This is a genomic window from Exiguobacterium sp. s50 (genome assembly GCF_018618175.1).
Taxonomy (GTDB): Bacteria; Bacillota; Bacilli; order Exiguobacteriales; family Exiguobacteriaceae; genus Exiguobacterium; species Exiguobacterium chiriqhucha.
On record NZ_JACSLP010000001.1, the window covers coordinates 403,445 to 420,630 of the forward strand.

15 protein-coding genes, 1 riboswitch and 1 other annotated feature are annotated in these 17,186 nt (G+C 53.8%); of the genes, 4 read left to right on the forward strand and 11 right to left on the reverse strand.

Annotation, left to right across the window (positions count from 1 at the left end; all coding sequences use genetic code 11):
- Positions 1-9 precede the first annotated feature (9 nt).
- From KNP68_RS02095 to KNP68_RS02105, 3 genes are all read right to left on the reverse strand, one after another.
- A complete protein-coding gene (locus KNP68_RS02095) occupies positions 10-1,050 on the reverse strand; it encodes a hypothetical protein (protein WP_214756547.1) in 1,041 nt (346 codons plus the stop codon).
- Between the two features lie 117 nt (positions 1,051-1,167).
- A complete protein-coding gene (gene leuS / locus KNP68_RS02100) occupies positions 1,168-3,573 on the reverse strand; it encodes a leucine--tRNA ligase (protein WP_029595145.1) in 2,406 nt (801 codons plus the stop codon).
- A gap of 38 nt (positions 3,574-3,611) precedes the next feature.
- Positions 3,612-3,830: a binding site (T-box leader), on the reverse strand.
- 42 nt (positions 3,831-3,872) lie between these two features.
- Positions 3,873-5,063, reverse strand: coding sequence for an MDR family MFS transporter (locus KNP68_RS02105; RefSeq protein WP_051627705.1), 1,191 nt, complete (start codon positions 5,061-5,063; stop codon positions 3,873-3,875).
- A gap of 176 nt (positions 5,064-5,239) precedes the next feature.
- Between KNP68_RS02105 and mnmL the strand changes: the two genes are divergently transcribed.
- Complete coding sequence (gene mnmL / locus KNP68_RS02110) at positions 5,240-6,217, forward strand: tRNA modification radical SAM protein MnmL/YtqA (protein WP_029595143.1); 978 nt, start codon at positions 5,240-5,242, stop codon at positions 6,215-6,217.
- On the forward strand, positions 6,171-6,743 hold the full coding sequence (gene mnmM, locus KNP68_RS02115; protein ID WP_029595142.1) for a tRNA 5-(aminomethyl)-2-thiouridylate-methyltransferase MnmM: 573 nt from the start codon (positions 6,171-6,173) through the stop codon (positions 6,741-6,743). Before mnmL ends, mnmM begins: the two co-directional genes overlap by 47 nt.
- A gap of 30 nt (positions 6,744-6,773) precedes the next feature.
- Here the strand turns inward: mnmM and KNP68_RS02120 are convergent, their stop codons facing one another.
- Positions 6,774-7,490, reverse strand: coding sequence for an alpha/beta fold hydrolase (locus KNP68_RS02120; RefSeq protein WP_021065554.1), 717 nt, complete (start codon positions 7,488-7,490; stop codon positions 6,774-6,776).
- Positions 7,491-7,579: 89 nt separating this feature from the next.
- Positions 7,580-8,050, reverse strand: a complete 471-nt coding sequence (locus tag KNP68_RS02125) for a GNAT family N-acetyltransferase (protein WP_214756548.1) — start codon at positions 8,048-8,050, stop codon at positions 7,580-7,582.
- Positions 8,051-8,214: 164 nt separating this feature from the next.
- Between KNP68_RS02125 and KNP68_RS02130 the strand changes: the two genes are divergently transcribed.
- Positions 8,215-8,712 (forward strand): hypothetical protein, encoded by a 498-nt coding sequence (locus tag KNP68_RS02130; protein ID WP_029595140.1) that lies wholly within the window; start codon positions 8,215-8,217, stop codon positions 8,710-8,712.
- 39 nt (positions 8,713-8,751) lie between these two features.
- Here the strand turns inward: KNP68_RS02130 and metK are convergent, their stop codons facing one another.
- Positions 8,752-9,960 (reverse strand): methionine adenosyltransferase, encoded by a 1,209-nt coding sequence (metK, locus tag KNP68_RS02135; RefSeq protein ID WP_021065551.1) that lies wholly within the window; start codon positions 9,958-9,960, stop codon positions 8,752-8,754.
- 132 nt (positions 9,961-10,092) lie between these two features.
- Positions 10,093-10,212: riboswitch (SAM riboswitch) on the reverse strand.
- A 315-nt stretch (positions 10,213-10,527) separates the two neighbouring features.
- On the opposite strand from metK, the gene pckA reads away from it, so the two are divergent.
- Positions 10,528-12,099 carry a phosphoenolpyruvate carboxykinase (ATP) gene (pckA, locus tag KNP68_RS02140; RefSeq protein ID WP_029595139.1) on the forward strand — a complete coding sequence of 524 codons (1,572 nt, stop codon included), beginning with the start codon at positions 10,528-10,530 and terminating at the stop codon, positions 12,097-12,099.
- Between the two features lie 35 nt (positions 12,100-12,134).
- Here the strand turns inward: pckA and KNP68_RS02145 are convergent, their stop codons facing one another.
- The 5 genes from KNP68_RS02145 to KNP68_RS02165 all read right to left on the reverse strand — a co-directional run bounded on the left by KNP68_RS02145 (position 12,135) and on the right by KNP68_RS02165 (position 17,132).
- Positions 12,135-12,890: an alpha/beta hydrolase family protein gene (locus tag KNP68_RS02145; protein WP_021065549.1), complete on the reverse strand. Its 756-nt coding sequence runs from the start codon at positions 12,888-12,890 to the stop codon at positions 12,135-12,137.
- Positions 12,871-13,344 carry an RNA deprotection pyrophosphohydrolase gene (gene ytkD / locus KNP68_RS02150; protein ID WP_021065548.1) on the reverse strand — a complete coding sequence of 158 codons (474 nt, stop codon included), beginning with the start codon at positions 13,342-13,344 and terminating at the stop codon, positions 12,871-12,873. The genes KNP68_RS02145 and ytkD overlap by 20 nt, the downstream gene beginning before the upstream one ends.
- A 98-nt stretch (positions 13,345-13,442) precedes the next feature.
- Complete coding sequence (locus KNP68_RS02155) at positions 13,443-14,795, reverse strand: glucose-6-phosphate isomerase (RefSeq protein ID WP_029595138.1); 1,353 nt, start codon at positions 14,793-14,795, stop codon at positions 13,443-13,445.
- Between the two features lie 106 nt (positions 14,796-14,901).
- Complete coding sequence (locus KNP68_RS02160) at positions 14,902-16,065, reverse strand: iron-containing alcohol dehydrogenase (RefSeq protein ID WP_214756549.1); 1,164 nt, start codon at positions 16,063-16,065, stop codon at positions 14,902-14,904.
- 68 nt (positions 16,066-16,133) lie between these two features.
- Positions 16,134-17,132, reverse strand: coding sequence for a Gfo/Idh/MocA family protein (locus tag KNP68_RS02165; protein ID WP_214756550.1), 999 nt, complete (start codon positions 17,130-17,132; stop codon positions 16,134-16,136).
- Between the last annotated feature and the right edge of the window lie 54 nt (positions 17,133-17,186).

Sequence of the window (17,186 nt, forward strand, 5' to 3'; positions counted from 1 at the left end):
TCTCTCCTATCAGTCGACCGAGACGAAATCGTCAAGGTCGAACACATCTGGTCGCACGATGGCGAATATCTCATTGTCTTGCAGGAACATGCCGGTCGAGCCGTAGACGCGAGGTGTCACCATCTGCCCGTTCATCGTCCCTTCGTCCGGGTTGACCGTATAGAGGACGAGTTCTTCCGAATCGAGGACGTAAATGCGCCCTTGGCGTTCGACGAGGCCGACACCGCGGAAGTTCTCGAACTTCTGTTGAATCGAGGCGCTCATCCCTTCGGTCGTGAGCGGTTTTCTCGACTCGACAGCCCATTCCGTCTTCGGTTCCGCTACTGCTTCAGAGTCCGCTTCATCTGTCGTCGATGTCGAATCGTCGTCTGAATCGGTTTCCGTCGCTGTACCCGTTTCCGCCTCACTGTCGTCGACCGTCTCTTCCTCGAGCGTCCGCTCTTGGACGTACAACAGTTCTACATCCGGCGTGTCCTCCAAACGGCTCATGATAATCATTCGTTTCGTCTCTTCATCGTAACCGAGGCCGAACAACCGGTCTGTCGAGGCGATTCCTTTAATCAATTTGCGTCGTTGTTCCGTCCAACGGCCTTCTACCCGCTCGATTGTCACGAGAACCCCGTTCGCCGTTACGGCATATATCTTGTCCTCGGAAATCATGCGCATGCCGATGAACTCGCCGAACCGATACGGTTGCCCTTCGTTCTCCAATATGAGCGACGAATTCACGCGATTGGCGTTCCCGCTCACTTCGAAGAACTCTTTATTTTTCGTCAAGACAAGATACGATCCGATCGTGTCACTATAGTACACTTCATCAATCTCTTGAATCTGTTCAAGGGCATCGGTCGTATCGATGTCCTCCTCGTCCGGCGAGGCTTCGACGGGAGGTACCGAAGTCGATTGATGGCTCGTTTGAATATCGATTTTCTCAAACGTCGAGGCGATTTGGCTTTGGATGTCCTTGTCCGAAAAGACGAACACATAGCATAAAATCACACCGACGACGACGGCAAATAGCGTCGTATATAGTACGTATGAACGTTTCATGGACGTTTCGTCCCCTTTATATGCAGTATCGCCCTTTAGTGTAACAAACCCGACCCGAAAAGAAAACGACATGACGAAAAAGAAAGGAACGTGTGACAATGTCACACATTCCTTTGCTTATCCTACGACGATATTGACGAGTTTCCCTGGAACGACAATCACTTTGCGGACCGTCTTTCCTTCCGTGAACTCTTGAACGCGTTCGTTCGCAAGCGCATCGGCCTCGAGCGCTTCTTTCGAAGCGTCGCGGGCCACGTGCATCTTCGCACGAAGCTTCCCGTTCACTTGGATGACGACTTCAATCGTGTCGCTGACGAGTTTCGACTCATCGAACGTCGGCCATGCCGCGTACGTCAAGTCTTCTGTCATGCCGAGACGTTCCCATAACTCTTCGGCCAAGTGTGGCGCGACTGGGGAGAGCATCTTGATGAAGTTGACCATCTCTTGTTTTGGAAGCGTGTCTTGTTTGTACGCCTCGTTGATGAAGACCATGAGTTGCGAGATCGCCGTGTTGAAACGGAGCGCCTCGTAGTCTTCTGTCACTTTCTTCACCGTCTGATGGTACGTCCGTTCGAAGTCGGCCGTCGGAGCGCCGTCCGTGAGCTCCGTCTGGTCGAACAAGCGCCAGACGCGGTCAAGGAAGCGACGAGCGCCGTCAAGGCCGTTCGTCGACCAAGCGATGGCTGCGTCGAGCGGTCCCATGAACATCTCGTAAAGGCGAAGCGTGTCAGCACCGTGCGATTTGATGATATCGTCCGGGTTGACGACGTTCCCTTTTGACTTCGACATCTTCTCGTTGTTCTCACCGAGAATCATCCCTTGGTTATAGAGCTTTTGGAATGGCTCGTTCGTTGGAACGATGCCGATATCATAGAGCACTTTATGCCAGAAGCGAGCGTAGAGCAAGTGTAGGACCGCGTGCTCCGTACCACCAATATATAAGTCGACCGGAAGCCAACGCTTCAACTTCTCTGGATCCGCGATCATGTCTTCATTGTGCGGATCGATGAAGCGAATGTAGTACCAGCAGCTACCGGCCCATTGTGGCATCGTGTTCGTCTCGCGCCGCCCCTTCTCACCTGTCACAGGATCCGTGTACGTCAACCACTCGTCGGCGTTCGCAAGCGGTGATTCTCCCGTACCCGACGGCTTGATTTCATCGATAATCGGGAGTTCGAGCGGAAGCTCTTCAATCGCAACGGTCTTGAGCGTACCGTCTTCCATATGAATGATTGGAATCGGCTCGCCCCAATAGCGTTGACGGCTGAACAACCAATCGCGGAGACGATACGTCGTCTTCGCACGGCCAGTGCCGGCGAGTTCGAGTTCTTCGATGATTTTGGCGATCGCGTCGGCTTTATTGAGGCCGTCCAAGCTGCCTGAGTTGACGTGGACGCCGTCCTCGACGTAAGCCGCCTCATCCAAGTTGCCGCCTGTGACGACTTCACGGATCGGAAGGTCGAACGTCTTCGCGAACTCATAGTCGCGCTCATCATGTCCAGGTACGGCCATGACCGCGCCCGTGCCGTATGTCGACAACACGTAGTCAGCGATCCAAATCGGAAGCTTCTCCCCGTTGACCGGGTTGATGGCGTAAGCGCCGGTAAATACACCCGTCTTCTCTTTGGCGAGATCGGTCCGTTCGAGGTCTGTCTTTTTCGAGACTTCTTCGACGTACGCTTCGATGGCGACGACTTGTTCCGGTGTCGCGATTGCTTTCACAAACGGGTGCTCCGGTGCGAGCGTGACGTATGTCGCGCCGTAAAGTGTGTCCGGACGTGTTGTGAACACCGTCACGACTTTATCGTGACCGTCGACTTTGAAATCGACTTCAGCCCCGACCGACTTGCCGATCCAGTTGCGTTGCATCTCTTTGACGCTGTCTGGCCAGTCAAGCCCTTCTAAATCATCGAGCAAGCGCTCGGCGTATTCCGTGATACGAAGCACCCACTGTTTCATCGGCACACGGTAAACCGGATGGCTTCCCCGCTCCGACAACCCGTCGATGACTTCTTCGTTGGCGAGTACCGTCCCGAGGGCCGGGCACCAGTTGACGGCGACTTCGTCGACGTAGGCGAGTCCGCGGTCATGAAGTTGTGTGAAGATCCATTGCGTCCACTTGTAGTATTTCGGGTCGGTCGTGCTGATTTCACGATCCCAATCGTACGAGAAACCGAGCTCTTTCAATTGGCGGCGGAATGTGCCGATGTTGCGCTCTGTGAACTCGCGCGGGTCGTTCCCTGTGTCGAGGGCATATTGCTCGGCCGGAAGACCGAACGCGTCCCAACCCATTGGATGGAGGACGTTGAAGCCTTGCATCCGTTTCATGCGGGCGATGATGTCCGTCGCCGTGTAACCTTCCGGGTGACCGACGTGAAGTCCGGCTCCTGACGGATAAGGGAACATGTCAAGGACGTAGAAACACTCCTTGTCCGGGTCCTCTGTCGTCCGGAATGCATCTTTCTCGTCCCAACGCTTTTGCCATTTCGGCTCGATGTCTTGATGTTTAAAATAGTCCAACATTCATCCTCCTCTGCATAATAAAAAGCCTTCCGCCCCGGTAATGGGACGAAAGGCTTGAAAGCTTTCCGCGGTACCACCCATGTTGCATTTCTGCCACTTGAGACGCCGGTAACGAGGCGTAACTCCGGTTCACCCTACTGTTCGTTCAGGCGAACTGCTCCAAGGCGAGTTCTCGCGGTCCATATACCGGTTCACACCACCCACCGGCTCTCTACAAATACAGACGTCACGATACTATTCCTCTTCTACGCATGTGTATGATCTCACTCGTTCATTTTAGCCCAATCTGTTTTAGAGCGTCAACTTGATTTTTCAGGTACTCGGATGTCCTTCATGAAAATGAAGAACGCGAGCGCGATGGCCGTAAGCAAGAATAGCATTGTAAAGACGGCACCGATGCCGAATACGTCATAGACGAGACCCGACACGGTCGGACCGATCATCCGACCGACCGAGGCTGCGATATTGACGAGTCCTTGGAACTGACCTGCTTTCCCCGGCGGTGCGAGTTTCGCGGCAATCGTCGGAACGGCCGGCCAAATGAACATCTCCCCGATCGTCATGACGATCATCGCGACCATGAACATCGTGAAGCCCCCCGCGAACGGGACGACCGCGAAGGCAGCGAGGAAAATGACGGCGCCGACGATGAGTTGCTTCTTCAAATCATCTTCAAAGTAACGAAGCGCCCGGTTGAGGAGCGGTTGAGCGAACACGATCAAAGCTCCGTTCACCGTCCAAAGGAGTGAATATTGGCTGATTGTCACGCCAAGGTCTTTCGAATGGACGGCGATTGTCCCTTGCCACTGCACGTAAACGAACCAAAGGGCCGCGTAACCGATGGCAACGAACCACATCGATTTCATCGTCGCACTCGATAACGTCGTCGCCGCAGCCTCAAGCTGCGACTGGACGACCGGACGTGCCGGGTCTTTCAAATAACGGAGCCCGAATAAGAGGACGACGACGAATAAGACCGATAAGAAGAAGTTGGCGTAGAAAATCAACTCGATATCGATGCGCGCAATCTGTCCGCTCATCGCTGTCCCGAGGGCGACCCCGACGTTTTGAGCGACGTAAATCGCGTTGAACGAACGGCGTCCGCCTTCCGGCCAAATCAAGCCGGCAAAGGCGTATACCGTCGGGAAGACGAGACCGCCGGAGAACCCGATTAAGCCGAGCCAGCCCAAGTAGCCGAGGAACGTGGCATGGAACAACAAGAACCCGAGCGAGCTCACGAGCAATAGGCCGACCGAGAGGATGAGCGTCCGCTTCCCGCCGATCCGGTCAAACAGCGTCCCCCCGATATAGTTCCCGGCAATGGCGAGGGCCGAGTTAACGAGCAACGCCATCCCTGCGAGCGTCATTGACTCGCCTAAATATCCATTTATATAGAGTGTGTTAAATGGCCATAAAAAAGACGCCGCCGTCGTATTGAGCGCCATCGCGATGACCAAAATCCATACCGAAATCGGCATTTTGTTGTTCATACCAGTTACTCCTTTCCTACCCGTTAAACGATAAAAATTCGGCACGACGGCCGAATCAAAAATAAGTCCTCCTCCAAGCTAACGGAACGCCTCATAACTGTCAAGAAAAATTACTTATTATGAAATAACGGTGACTTATCTTTGTGATAGCATGAGCAAAGAAGGAGAGGATATTCATGCAAAACCCGTTTGGCGAAGCCAAATATCACAAATTAAATGAAGCATATCGCCGCGAGTTCGGCGGAAAAGTGTTCAAAGTACCGCTCGACGGGGGCTTCACTTGTCCGAACCGGGACGGGCTCGTCTCGAAGGGCGGGTGTACGTTCTGCTCGGATGACGGAAGTGGCGACTTCGCAGGCAATGCCTGTGATCCGATTTCGGTCCAATTCGCCGAAGTGAAGGCGCGGCTGCACCGAAAATGGAAACACGCCCGTTACATTGCCTACTTCCAAGCGTTCAGCAACACGTATGCCCCCGTCGCCCGGCTCCGGGAATTGTTTGAGCCCGCCCTCGCGGAGGACGGTGTCGTCGGTCTATCGATTGCGACCCGACCGGACTGTCTGCCAGACGACGTCGTCGACTATCTCGCCGAGTTGAATGAACGGACATCTCTCACGGTCGAACTCGGCCTGCAGACGATTCACGATGCGACGGCGAGGAAAATCAATCGTGGTCACGACTACAAGACGTTCTTGGAAGGACTCGACAAACTCCGGCGACGCCAAATCAGCGTCGTTGTCCATATCATCAACGGCCTGCCGGGCGAGACGACGGAGATGATGCTCGACACGGCGCGAGAAGTTGCTAAAATGGACGTACAAGGAATCAAGATCCATTTGCTCCACGTCTTGAAGCAGACCCCGCTCGCCAGACAATACGAAAAAGGACTGCTCGAGCTCATGGACGAGACGACTTACGTCTCGCTCGTCTGTGATCAATTGGAAGTATTACCGCCCGAGATGGTCATCCATCGTCTGACCGGTGACGGTCCACCCGATCTGTTGATCGGTCCGACGTGGAGTCGGCACAAGATGGCCGTCCTAAACGCCATCGATGCCGAATTAATGCGTCGTGATTCTTTCCAAGGAAAAAAGAAGGATGAGAGCCATGGGATTAATGAGAGTTTTACCGTTCGCGAAATACCTACTTCGTGAACATGTGACGCCAGGTGCCGTCGCCATCGATATGACGGCCGGCAACGGGCACGACACATTGTTTTTAGCCGAACTCGTCGAAGCGACGGGACATGTCTATGCGTTCGACGTTCAAGCCGCGGCGGTCGAGGCAACACGGACTCGTATCGAGGAGGCAACATTGACGGACCGTGTCACCGTCATTCATGATAGCCACGACACGGTCCGGGACATCGTGGCAGACGAGACACGCCCAATCACAGCGGCCGTGTTCAATCTCGGCTATTTACCGGGAAGCGACAAGTCGGTCACGACGACCGGCAATACGACCATCGACGCCCTCGAGCAACTGCTCGACGTCATGGCTGTCGGCGGCGTCATCGTCGTCGTCATCTATCACGGCCATGAGAGCGGCAAAGTCGAGCGCGATGAGGTGCTCGCATATGTCGAATCACTCGATCAAAAACGGGCCGGCGTCCTCCGTTACGGCTTTATCAATCAAATCAATCATCCCCCGTTCATCGTGGCGATTGAAAAACGAGAATAAAAACAGGCGACTCATGCGAGTCGCCTGTCTTCATTCTCGAATCAATTCATAAAACGTGATGAGCGTCTCCGCGAACTTCGTATTCAGTCGTTCATAGCCGAAGTGCGGGAACCCTTCAAGCCGGCGGATATACACTTGGTCGCCGCCGATTTTCCGGCAGACGTTGAGTGTCAATTTCACATCGGCGAAGCGATCGTCCGGTGCGTAGAAACAAGCGAGCGGCAGACGCGGCAGATGTTTCTTCTCTTCTTGATGCTCGACGATTTCCTCTTCGATTTCACGGTATTGACCGTACGTGATCTCCCCGAAGCGCGACGACTCTTCCCCGCCACCCATGAACGTCATCATGCCGAGCGGAAGGTCAGGACGGAAACGGTCGACCGCACTGGCCACGACTTGTTTCAGTCCGCCGATTTGGCGGGACGGATGCCAGTCGAACAGCGGTGAGATGTACGTCAGACTGCCGAGCGGCACGTCATATTCCTGGAGCAAGCGGTTCGTCAACAACGCCCCGAGACTGAACGCGATGACGTGAATCGGCAGCTTGTACTGACTCGCCTCACGTAACGTGTTCTTGATTAACAATTTATGGTCTTCCGCCGTCAAACCGACCGTCTGGCCGGTCACGACGAGGACTTCATACTCGTCCCGCAACCGTCCTAAAAACGCCTCACTCAAACGCGACGTGAACTGGAGCGGATACACGATCACGATGACCCCTTTTCGTGATTCTTCTTCATAAGCCATGCTGTCACCTCATTTTGTTATCACATATCTTTATACTAACAAAAAACATCAGCCGAGACTGATGTTTGGTTGAAAATCCGTCTAGGGTCTTAGCGCGGGTCGTACCGTAAATGAATCAGTTCCATCGGTTGATCGTATACTTCTTCTTGTATTCGATTCAGTTCGATGAACGCCTCATGACTCAAAAAAGCGATGGCTTGCTCGTTCGAGCTTTCGACGTACAGCTCGATCGGTTGGACTTTCCGTTTCCGTAGATGCGACAACAGTGCCGTCCCTAGGCCTTGGCGGTGATGAGCCGGATGAAGATAGAGACGGAGTACTTCCCATGTGTCCCCGCGGTCGATGGCGTGATAGAAGCCGATGACGTCGCCTTCGGCCTCACCGACAATGAACAACTGCTCTTTCGCTTCCTCGCTTGAACTGATGGCGCGGACGATCTCTTCTTGTTGATAGGCGCGTTCCATTACTTTCGAACGAACCTCGTCTCGTTCACTGACCGTCGCGAGCGCAATGTCGCGGATGGTGGCGGCATCTTCTGGCACGGCTTCTCGAATCTTCATAACGGCATCCCCCTTTTGGCCAATCTAGTAGTAACATTCCCCATCGGCAAAAAAATATCCTGCCCGTTCATTACTTTTTGATGTCGAAATGAAGGAAAACGTTATTTTCCATCTTGTGTCGGGTATAAGAGTATCAATGCCAACTTACAAAAAGGAGTGTTACCATGGAACCGAAACTACAACACGATCCACAAGTCGAGCAAGCCAATCATCCGAACCGTCAGTTTGAACAAACGAACACAGGAGGTCCAAAAATCACAGTCGTAACTGGGATGCTCCTCGGCGCCCTCGTCGGCGGCCTACTCGCCTTACTTAGTACGTCAAACCGTGAGAACACAAAACAATCGTTCTCGAGCGCGAAGTCATCGGTCGGCGGTCTCGTCGATACGGTCAAGCAAGACCCGGCCGGAACGGCGTCACAAGTCATCGGTCAAGTGAAAGCAGCGAGCGAGGTCATTCAAGACGTCGCGACCGACGTGCAAAACGTCTATGAAAAAGTCGCCGGTGAAGTCGACACGGTCAAACAAGACGTGAACAAAGTCGTCGGGACGGCGCAAGAAGCGAAATCGGATTTACAATCGATCGGCGAGAAAGTCGTCGAAGCGAAAGATACGGCACTTGGCAAAGAGAACTCAACAACTGAAGACAAGCCGCAAGCCTAAAAAAAACGACCTTTCGAGTGAAAGGTCGTTTTTCTATGCTTATGCGAAACGTTTCGCGCCTTCTTCGAGCACTGCCGCTTTGTCCGTTTGCTCCCATGGGAGTTCAACGTCTGTACGACCGAAGTGGCCGTAAGCTGCTGTCTGCTTGTAGATTGGGCGACGAAGGTCGAGCATCTTGATGATGCCGGCCGGACGGAGGTCGAAGTTCTCACGAATGAGTTCGACGAGCTCAGTCTCGCTCAATTTGCCTGTGCCGAACGTATCAACCGCGATCGATACCGGGTGAGCAACACCGATTGCGTAAGCAAGTTGAACTTCTGCTTTGTCAGCAAGTCCCGCTGCAACGAGGTTTTTCGCCACGTAACGAGCTGCATACGCTGCTGAACGGTCAACTTTGGTAGGATCTTTACCTGAGAACGCGCCGCCGCCGTGACGAGCGTATCCACCGTACGTATCGACGATGATTTTGCGTCCTGTGAGGCCTGCATCCCCTTGTGGTCCACCGATTACGAAGCGGCCAGTCGGGTTGATGAAGTATTTCGTGTCCGCGTCGATGAGTTCAGCCGGGATGACTGCATCGATGACGTGCTCTTTCAAATCAGCTTGGATTTGCTCGAGCGTGATGTCTTCCGCGTGTTGTGTCGAGATGACGATTGTGTCGATGCGAACTGGGTTGTTCGCTTCGTCGTATTCGACTGTCACTTGTGTCTTACCGTCTGGGCGAAGGTAAGCGAGCGTGCCGTTCTTACGAACTTCTGCCAAACGACGTGACAATTTGTGAGCGAGTGAAATCGGGAGCGGCATGAGTTCCGGCGTCTCTTTTGTTGCGTAACCGAACATGAGACCTTGGTCACCAGCACCGATCGCATCGATTTCTTCTTCAGTCATTTGTCCTTCACGAGCTTCGAGCGCTTGGTCAACACCTTGCGCGATGTCTACCGATTGCTCATCGATCGATGTGAGGACAGCACAAGTCTCTGCATCGAAACCATATTTCGCACGTGTGTAGCCGATCTCACGAACAGTTTCACGAACAACTTTCGGGATATCCACGTAAGTTGATGTTGTGATTTCACCTGCTACGAGCACGAGACCTGTTGTGACAGACGTCTCAGCCGCAACGCGGGCGTTTGGATCTTCAGCTAAAATTGCATCCAAAATCGCATCTGAGATTTGGTCACAAATTTTATCCGGATGTCCTTCCGTGACGGACTCCGAAGTGAAAAGTCGACGGTTCAAGTTTGCCATTTCGAAAAACCTCCTATAATAAAGGGTGATGTGTGGACGGTACTCGTTCCCCTTACGCGTTGCTTTGGGACGGTAATGAAAAAAACCTCTCGCCATGTTCAAATGGGAAAGGTTGAATCGTTCTTCCTTACCCTCTTATCGTTCGAAGCTTACGCTTCGCTTCAGGATAGCACCTTTTCCGAATAACAATGAAAACTCGGACGGTTGCTGGGCTTCGTAGGGCCTTGTTCCCTCCACCGCTCAGAATAAGAGTATCCGTTACGAAGACCATCATATAAATGACACCCCGTTCTGTCAAGCGTATCGACCGAATTCGTCAAACTTTTCACAAACGGTCAAATAGTTATGTTTGTGAAATATCAAACATTTTTTTGTCCGTTTTGGTTTTTGTACTATGACCTGGTACAGAATATGTTAGAATGACAATGTAAGAAAGCGCTTACTTTAAAGGGTAAAAAATGCTTGTTTTTGATTAGTATGTCACATATAATAAAAACGTCATACTGATTAAACGCGGAAGTATGCGGATTTCATCCACATCTATTTAGGGGAAAGGTGGGATTCAGGATGGCGACAACGCTCCTGAAAATCGAAGAATTAATTAAAGGTGCCGACATGATGCGGAACTTGACGGTTCCAGAACTGGTGGAAGAAGCCATTCGCAACGGTGAGGGCGTACTGACGAAAGACGGGGCTTTATCGGTCAGTACCGGGAAATTCACAGGACGGTCACCGAAAGACAAATTCGTCGTGCAAGATGAAGTCAGCAATCATTTAGTAGACTGGGGTCCAGTCAACCAACCGATCGCGGAAGAGAAGTTCACCGCGCTACTCGACAAAGTGTTGACGCACCTCGAAACGAAAGACAAGCTCTATTATCTCGAGGCTTCTGCGGGGGCAGACGAGCACTATACGCTCCCGGTCCGTGCCATCACGGAATACGCGTGGCACAATTTGTTCGCCAAACAGTTGTTCTTGCGTGAATGGCCGACGAAAGGTGCCTTCGAGCCCTTCACGGTCATCTATGCACCGAGTTATAAGGCCGATCCAGTCATCGACGGGACGAACTCCGAAACGTTCATTCTCGTCTCATTCGCCAAGCGGACCATTCTGATCGGGGGAACAGAATACGGCGGTGAGATTAAAAAATCGATTTTCTCGGTCATGAACTTCTTGTTGCCGGAACAACATGTGTTATCGATGCACTGCTCGGCGAACGTATCGGACGCCGGCGAGACGGCCCTTTTCTTCGGTCTATCGGGAACTGGGAAGACGACACTGTCGGCCGACCCGGAACGCCATTTGATTGGGGATGACGAGCACGGTTGGTCACCCGACGGCGTCTTCAATATCGAGGGCGGTTGCTACGCGAAGACGATCAATTTGTCGCGCGAGAACGAGCCGGAAATCTACGATGCCATCCGTTTCGGCTCATTGATTGAGAACGTCGTCTTAGACGAGAACCGGGCACCGGATTATAAGAATATCTCGCTCACCGAGAACACACGGGCCGCCTATCCGATTCAATTCATCGATAACGCGATGCTTCCGTCACGGGCCGGTCATCCGAACACGATCGTCTTCTTGACGGCCGATGCATACGGGGTATTGCCTCCAATCAGCAAATTGACGAAAGAGCAGGCGATGTACCACTTCTTGTCAGGGTATACGTCAAAACTCGCCGGCACGGAGCGCGGCGTCACTGAACCACAGGCGACGTTCTCGACCTGCTTCGGGTCACCGTTCCTGCCGCTCGCACCGGAACGCTATGCGGACATGCTCGGTACGCTGATTGAGAAGCACGACGTCGACGTCTATCTCGTCAACACGGGTTGGACCGGCGGCGCGTACGGAGAAGGATCACGGATGAAGCTCGCCTATACACGGGCGATGGTGAACGCGGCGGTCAACGGCAAATTGCGTGACGTCGAGACGACGCGCCACGACATTTTCAATGTCGAGATTCCACGCCACATTGACGGCGTGCCAGGCGACGTGCTCAATCCGCGGGACACATGGAAAGACGGAGCACGCTACGATGCCGAGGCAACGGCGCTCGCCCGGAAGTTCCAGGACAATTTCAAACGATTCACGAAAGCGAGTGAGGCGGTCGTTGCGGCCGGACCAATCATCGTATAACGAAAAATGAGACGATTGCCGATTCGGCAGTCGTCTCATTTTTTTGAGTTGGCGAGCATCCATTCCATCGCCGCATCGGTCGTCTTCCATTTTTCCCAGAACGGGAGTTGATGGGCGAACGGGACGACCCAAAGTTCGGCCCGCTCCCCCATCCGTTCCGCTACCGCCGTCGCATGGCGCAGGCGGACTTGTTCATCATCGGTGCCGTGAATCAACAACGTCGGTGCATCCCATTCCTTGTAGAGCGGCGAGCGCTCGACATAAGCGGCACGGGCCGCTTCCGGGTCGCCACCGGTCATACGGCGCAACATCTTCCGCATCGAACGCTGTTCTTCATATGTCCACTCGAGATTGGTCACACCCGCCCATGACGTGACGGACGTGAGCGGTCGTTCCGCGGCGAGCGACAACGCCATCATGCCCCCGCGCGAGAAACCAAGGGCATGAATAAACGTATCCGTTCGACGGACACGATCGTAGAGAGACAGGACGTCCTCTAGATCGGCGCCGCCGAAGTCCTCTTTCCCGCTCCCGCCATGGTTACCCCGGTAAACGGGCGCCACGACGTGAAAACCTTTGGCAGCGAACTGCATCAACCGGGGCAAACGCACATCCCCGATGCGTCCTGTTCCGCCGCGCAGATAGAACAGGACGTGCCCGTTCGGCCGTTTCGGTGTGATCGTATAGGCGACGACGTCCTCACCGTCACGCGTCGCATACCAGCCACGATGGACCGGATAACCGGCGTACGGCGGCAGGACCTCGACCTTGTCAAACCAATTGTTTTTCATAGAGCACCTTCATCGTTTCCGGGAGCACCCGGTCTTTCATCATGAAGCTGTACCGATTGTTCCGGAGCAGATTCGTCGGCAATTCCTTCATAAGGACGGCCCCATCGGTCTCGTCGACCGCCGGATGATCGTCGAAACGTTCGATTTCGGCGAAATAAATATTTTTAATGACCGTGTCGCCACGCCCAAGCACGCGATATTGGCCGAGATAATGGAGCGTCTTCACGACACCGCCCGTCTCTTCATACACTTCCCGAATCGCGGCGTCATCCTCGTGTTCGCCGGGTTCGACTTTCCCACCCGGAAACTCGAGCCCGCGCTGCTTGTGCTTCGTCAGCACCCATTGATTTTCAAAGCGAGCGACGACCCAGACGTGGAGCGGTGTATCCGAAAATGGATAGTGCGCAAAGCTCAACTCGACTTTATTGTGATAGTAGTCCGTGAATGTCAACATAGTCCATCCCTTTCTTTCCCCTGTCTACTCTCACTTTACCTTGTCTTCCACTAGTTTCAAACAAAAAAATAGGCCCGCCGGAGCGGACCTACTCAAAATTATTGGTTCAAGCGCTTTTCAAGCTCAGCTTTTTGCTCTTCGTAACCTGGTTTTCCAAGCAACGCGAACATGTTCGCTTTATACGCTTCAACGCCTGGTTGGTTGAACGGATTCACTCCGAGGATGTATCCGCTCATCGCGCATGCCTTCTCGAAGAAGTAGAACAAGTAACCGAGGTGGTACGGCGTCATCTCTGGCAATTCGACGACGAGGTTCGGGACTTCTCCGTCCGTGTGGGCGAGGAGTGTTCCTTCAGCTGCCTTGTCGTTGACGAATTGAATCGTCTCACCAGCGAGGAAGTTCAAGCCATCGAGGTCTTGTGAATCTTCCGGCACGTTCATCGCGTGACGGACGTTCGTGACACGGATAACCGTCTCGAACAAGTCACGACGACCTTCCTGAATGTATTGTCCCATCGAGTGGAGATCCGTCGAGAAGTCGACTGCCGCCGGGAAAATCCCTTTGTTGTCTTTCCCTTCTGACTCGCCATAAAGCTGTTTCCACCACTCCGATACGTAATGCAAGGCTGGTTCGTAGTTGACGAGCAACTCGATCGACTTGCCTTTCGCATATAAAGCGTTACGGACGACCGCGTACTGATACGCTTCGTTGTCCGCCAAGTTCGGAGACGAGTAAGCCGTTTGGGCATCGCGTGCACCTTCCATGAGGGCGTCGATGTCGATGCCTGCTGCCGCGATTGGAAGGAGTCCGACCGGTGTGAGCACCGAGAAGCGACCTCCTACGTCATCTGGAATCACGAACGTCTCGTAGCCTTCTGCATCCGCGAGCGTCTTCAAGGCGCCACGGGCACGGTCTGTCGTCGCATAAATACGTTCACGTGCGCCATCTTGACCATACTTGTCTTCCATGAACTGTTTGAGGACACGGAACGCGATGGCCGGTTCAGTCGTCGTTCCCGATTTCGAGATGACGTTGACTGAGACGTCCTTGCCTTCGAGCACTTGGAGCAACTCCGTCAAGTATGTCGACGAGATGTTGTGGCCGGCGAAGAAGACTTGTGGTGCGTTGCGTTCTTCCTTAGATAACACGTTGAAGAATGAATGTTGGAGCATCTCGATCGCCGCGCGTGCGCCGAGGTATGATCCACCGATTCCGACGACGACGAGGACGTCCGAATTTTCACGGATTCGTTCCGCAGCCGCTTTGATGCGAGCAAACTCATCCGTATCGTAGTTTGTTGGAAGGTCGACCCACCCAAGGAAATCGCTACCTGCCCCACTGCGGTCATGAATGACCGAATGCATTGCTTTCACGGTTTCTTGCAATTGATCGACTTCATGTTCCCCGACGAAAGACAGGGCGTTTGAATAATCGAAACGTACTGTTGACATGTCATTTCCTCCTTTAAATCGCTCATTGAAGAGCCATACATGACCCATCATAAACGGAAACGTCGGATTCGTTCAATCATTATTGCAAAATAGGCATGAAATCGCCTTATTTGCTCAGTTCAAGAATCGCTGCGACGTCTTCACGTTCGAGCGTACGGAAGCGACCGAATGCGCCTCGTTTCATCGCCGAGTCGAGGATGGCGTCAAATGTCGATTCATCGATGTCATAGTCACGGAGTGAGCTTGGTGCACCGAGCTCGTCGAAGAAGGCGCGGACAGCTGCAATCGTCCGTTTCGCCGTCTCAAGATCGTTACCGGCCGGTTCAACGTTGAATACTTCCGTCCCGAGGCGTGCAAAGCGAGCGGCGTTGTCTTCTTCAAGCACATGCTCCATCCAGCGCGGGAACAAGATTGCGAGTCCGCCTGCGTGTGGGATGTCATGGACAGCCGAGACCGCATGCTCGATGTTGTGTGACGCCCAGTCGCCCGAGGCGCCCATTTGGAGCACTCCGTTCAAGGCGATCGTTCCGGCGAACAAGATGATGGCGCGCAAGTCGACGTTCTCCAAGTCATTGACGAGTTTCGGTGCCGATTCGACGACCGCTTTCAACACGCCTTCCGTCATACGCTCTTGGACCGGCGCATGGTTCGGGTGGAAGTATTGCTCGAAACAATGACTCATCATGTCGACGATACCGTAAATCGTTTGATCTTTCGGTACCGATACCGTATAACGCGGATCGAGAATCGAGAACGTCGGATAGACAAGCGGGTGGCCCCAACCGTACTTCTCTTGCGTCTCCCAGTTCGTGATGACCGAGCCCGAGTTCATTTCAGAGCCAGTCGCTGCGAGCGTGAGCACCGTACCGAACGGGACCGCTTCTGTCGGGATGTGGTCGCGAAGCACGATATCCCAAGCGTCGCCTTCATACGGGATGGCCGCCGAGATGAGTTTCGTACAATCGATGACCGAACCACCGCCGACCGCGAGCAACGCGTCGATGTTCTCTTCGCGTGCTTGTTTGACCGCGCGACGTACCGTCTCGATGCGCGGGTTCGGCTCGACGCCTGAGAAGTCGACGTAGTCGATCCCAGCATTGTTTAACTCGGCCACGACTTCTTCGTACGTGCCGTTCTTTTTGATGCTCCCGCCTCCATAGACGAGCATCACTTTCTTGGCGTCAAGCGCCTGTAACTCGCTCGCGAGTTTTTCGATTTGATGAGTCCCGAAAATAAGTTTCGTCGGGTTTCTGTATTCAAAGTTGTGCATAATTCATCCTCCTTCGAAAATATGTAACACCTACACTATATACCCTGTTTTTTGTGATTGAAAAGCAATCAGGCCTGAGCGTAGATGCGGTCGATGATTGTATGGAGCGTCACCGCCTGTTCCGCTTGCTGGTACGACGGCTCCTGACGACACGCCTCGAGAAACGTGTGAATCTGTCTCGCATACGGGTCTTCGAGCGCGAGGTGAGCCGGTGTCTTATCGAACAACGCCCCGTGCTCTTCCGTATGGATGACGAGTGGGAACAGCGACGCGCCACCGTTCGTCCCACGCAGTTCGACCCGCATCGTGTCCGCCGCGTCGACGTTGGCCATGAAACTCGCGTCTAAGAACAAGGATGCCCCATTATCGAACGTGACCATCGCCCGCGCCGTGTCTTCGACCGAAAACGCGTCCGCGTCCCAATCGCCCATCAGCCCGACACCAGGTCGCGTTCCGAGATATTGACCGGCGTGACCGACCACATCGACCGGCTTCGGATAATCCATCAAATAGAGGGCAAGGTCGAGCATATGCACCCCGATATCGAGCAGTGCGCCGCCGCCCTGCAACTCTTTATTCGTGAACACGCCCCATCCCGGGATGCCACGGCGCCGAAGGGCGAGCGCGGTCGCGGCATAGATGTGTCCGAGTTCACCCGCCTCGATCATCCTCTTCAATAGTTGGGTATCCGACCGATGCCGGTAATGGAAGCCATAATGAAGGGTTCGCTCAGCTCGTCTGGCCGCCTGTAGCATCTCGTTCGCCTCGTAAGCCGAGATGGCCGGCGGTTTCTCGCAGAGGACGTGACAGCCGGCCTCGAGTGCGGCAATGACTTGTTGTTTATGTAAGGCGTTCGGTGTACAGATGCTGACCGCATCGAGTGTCTCTTCGGCGAGCATCTCCTCGACCGTCTCGTACACCCGTTCGATTCCGAACTGCTTCGCCACCGCCTCCCCGCGTTCGCGTGTCCGATTCATGACGGCGACGACGTCTGCGCCTGCTGCGATGTATTGCGGGATGTGGGCGGTCTTGGCAATCCCGCCCGTACCGATGATTCCGATTTTCATGGTCCTCACTCCTTTTCTGTACTGTTCGTGAACGTGTGGGACATTTCCTGTACA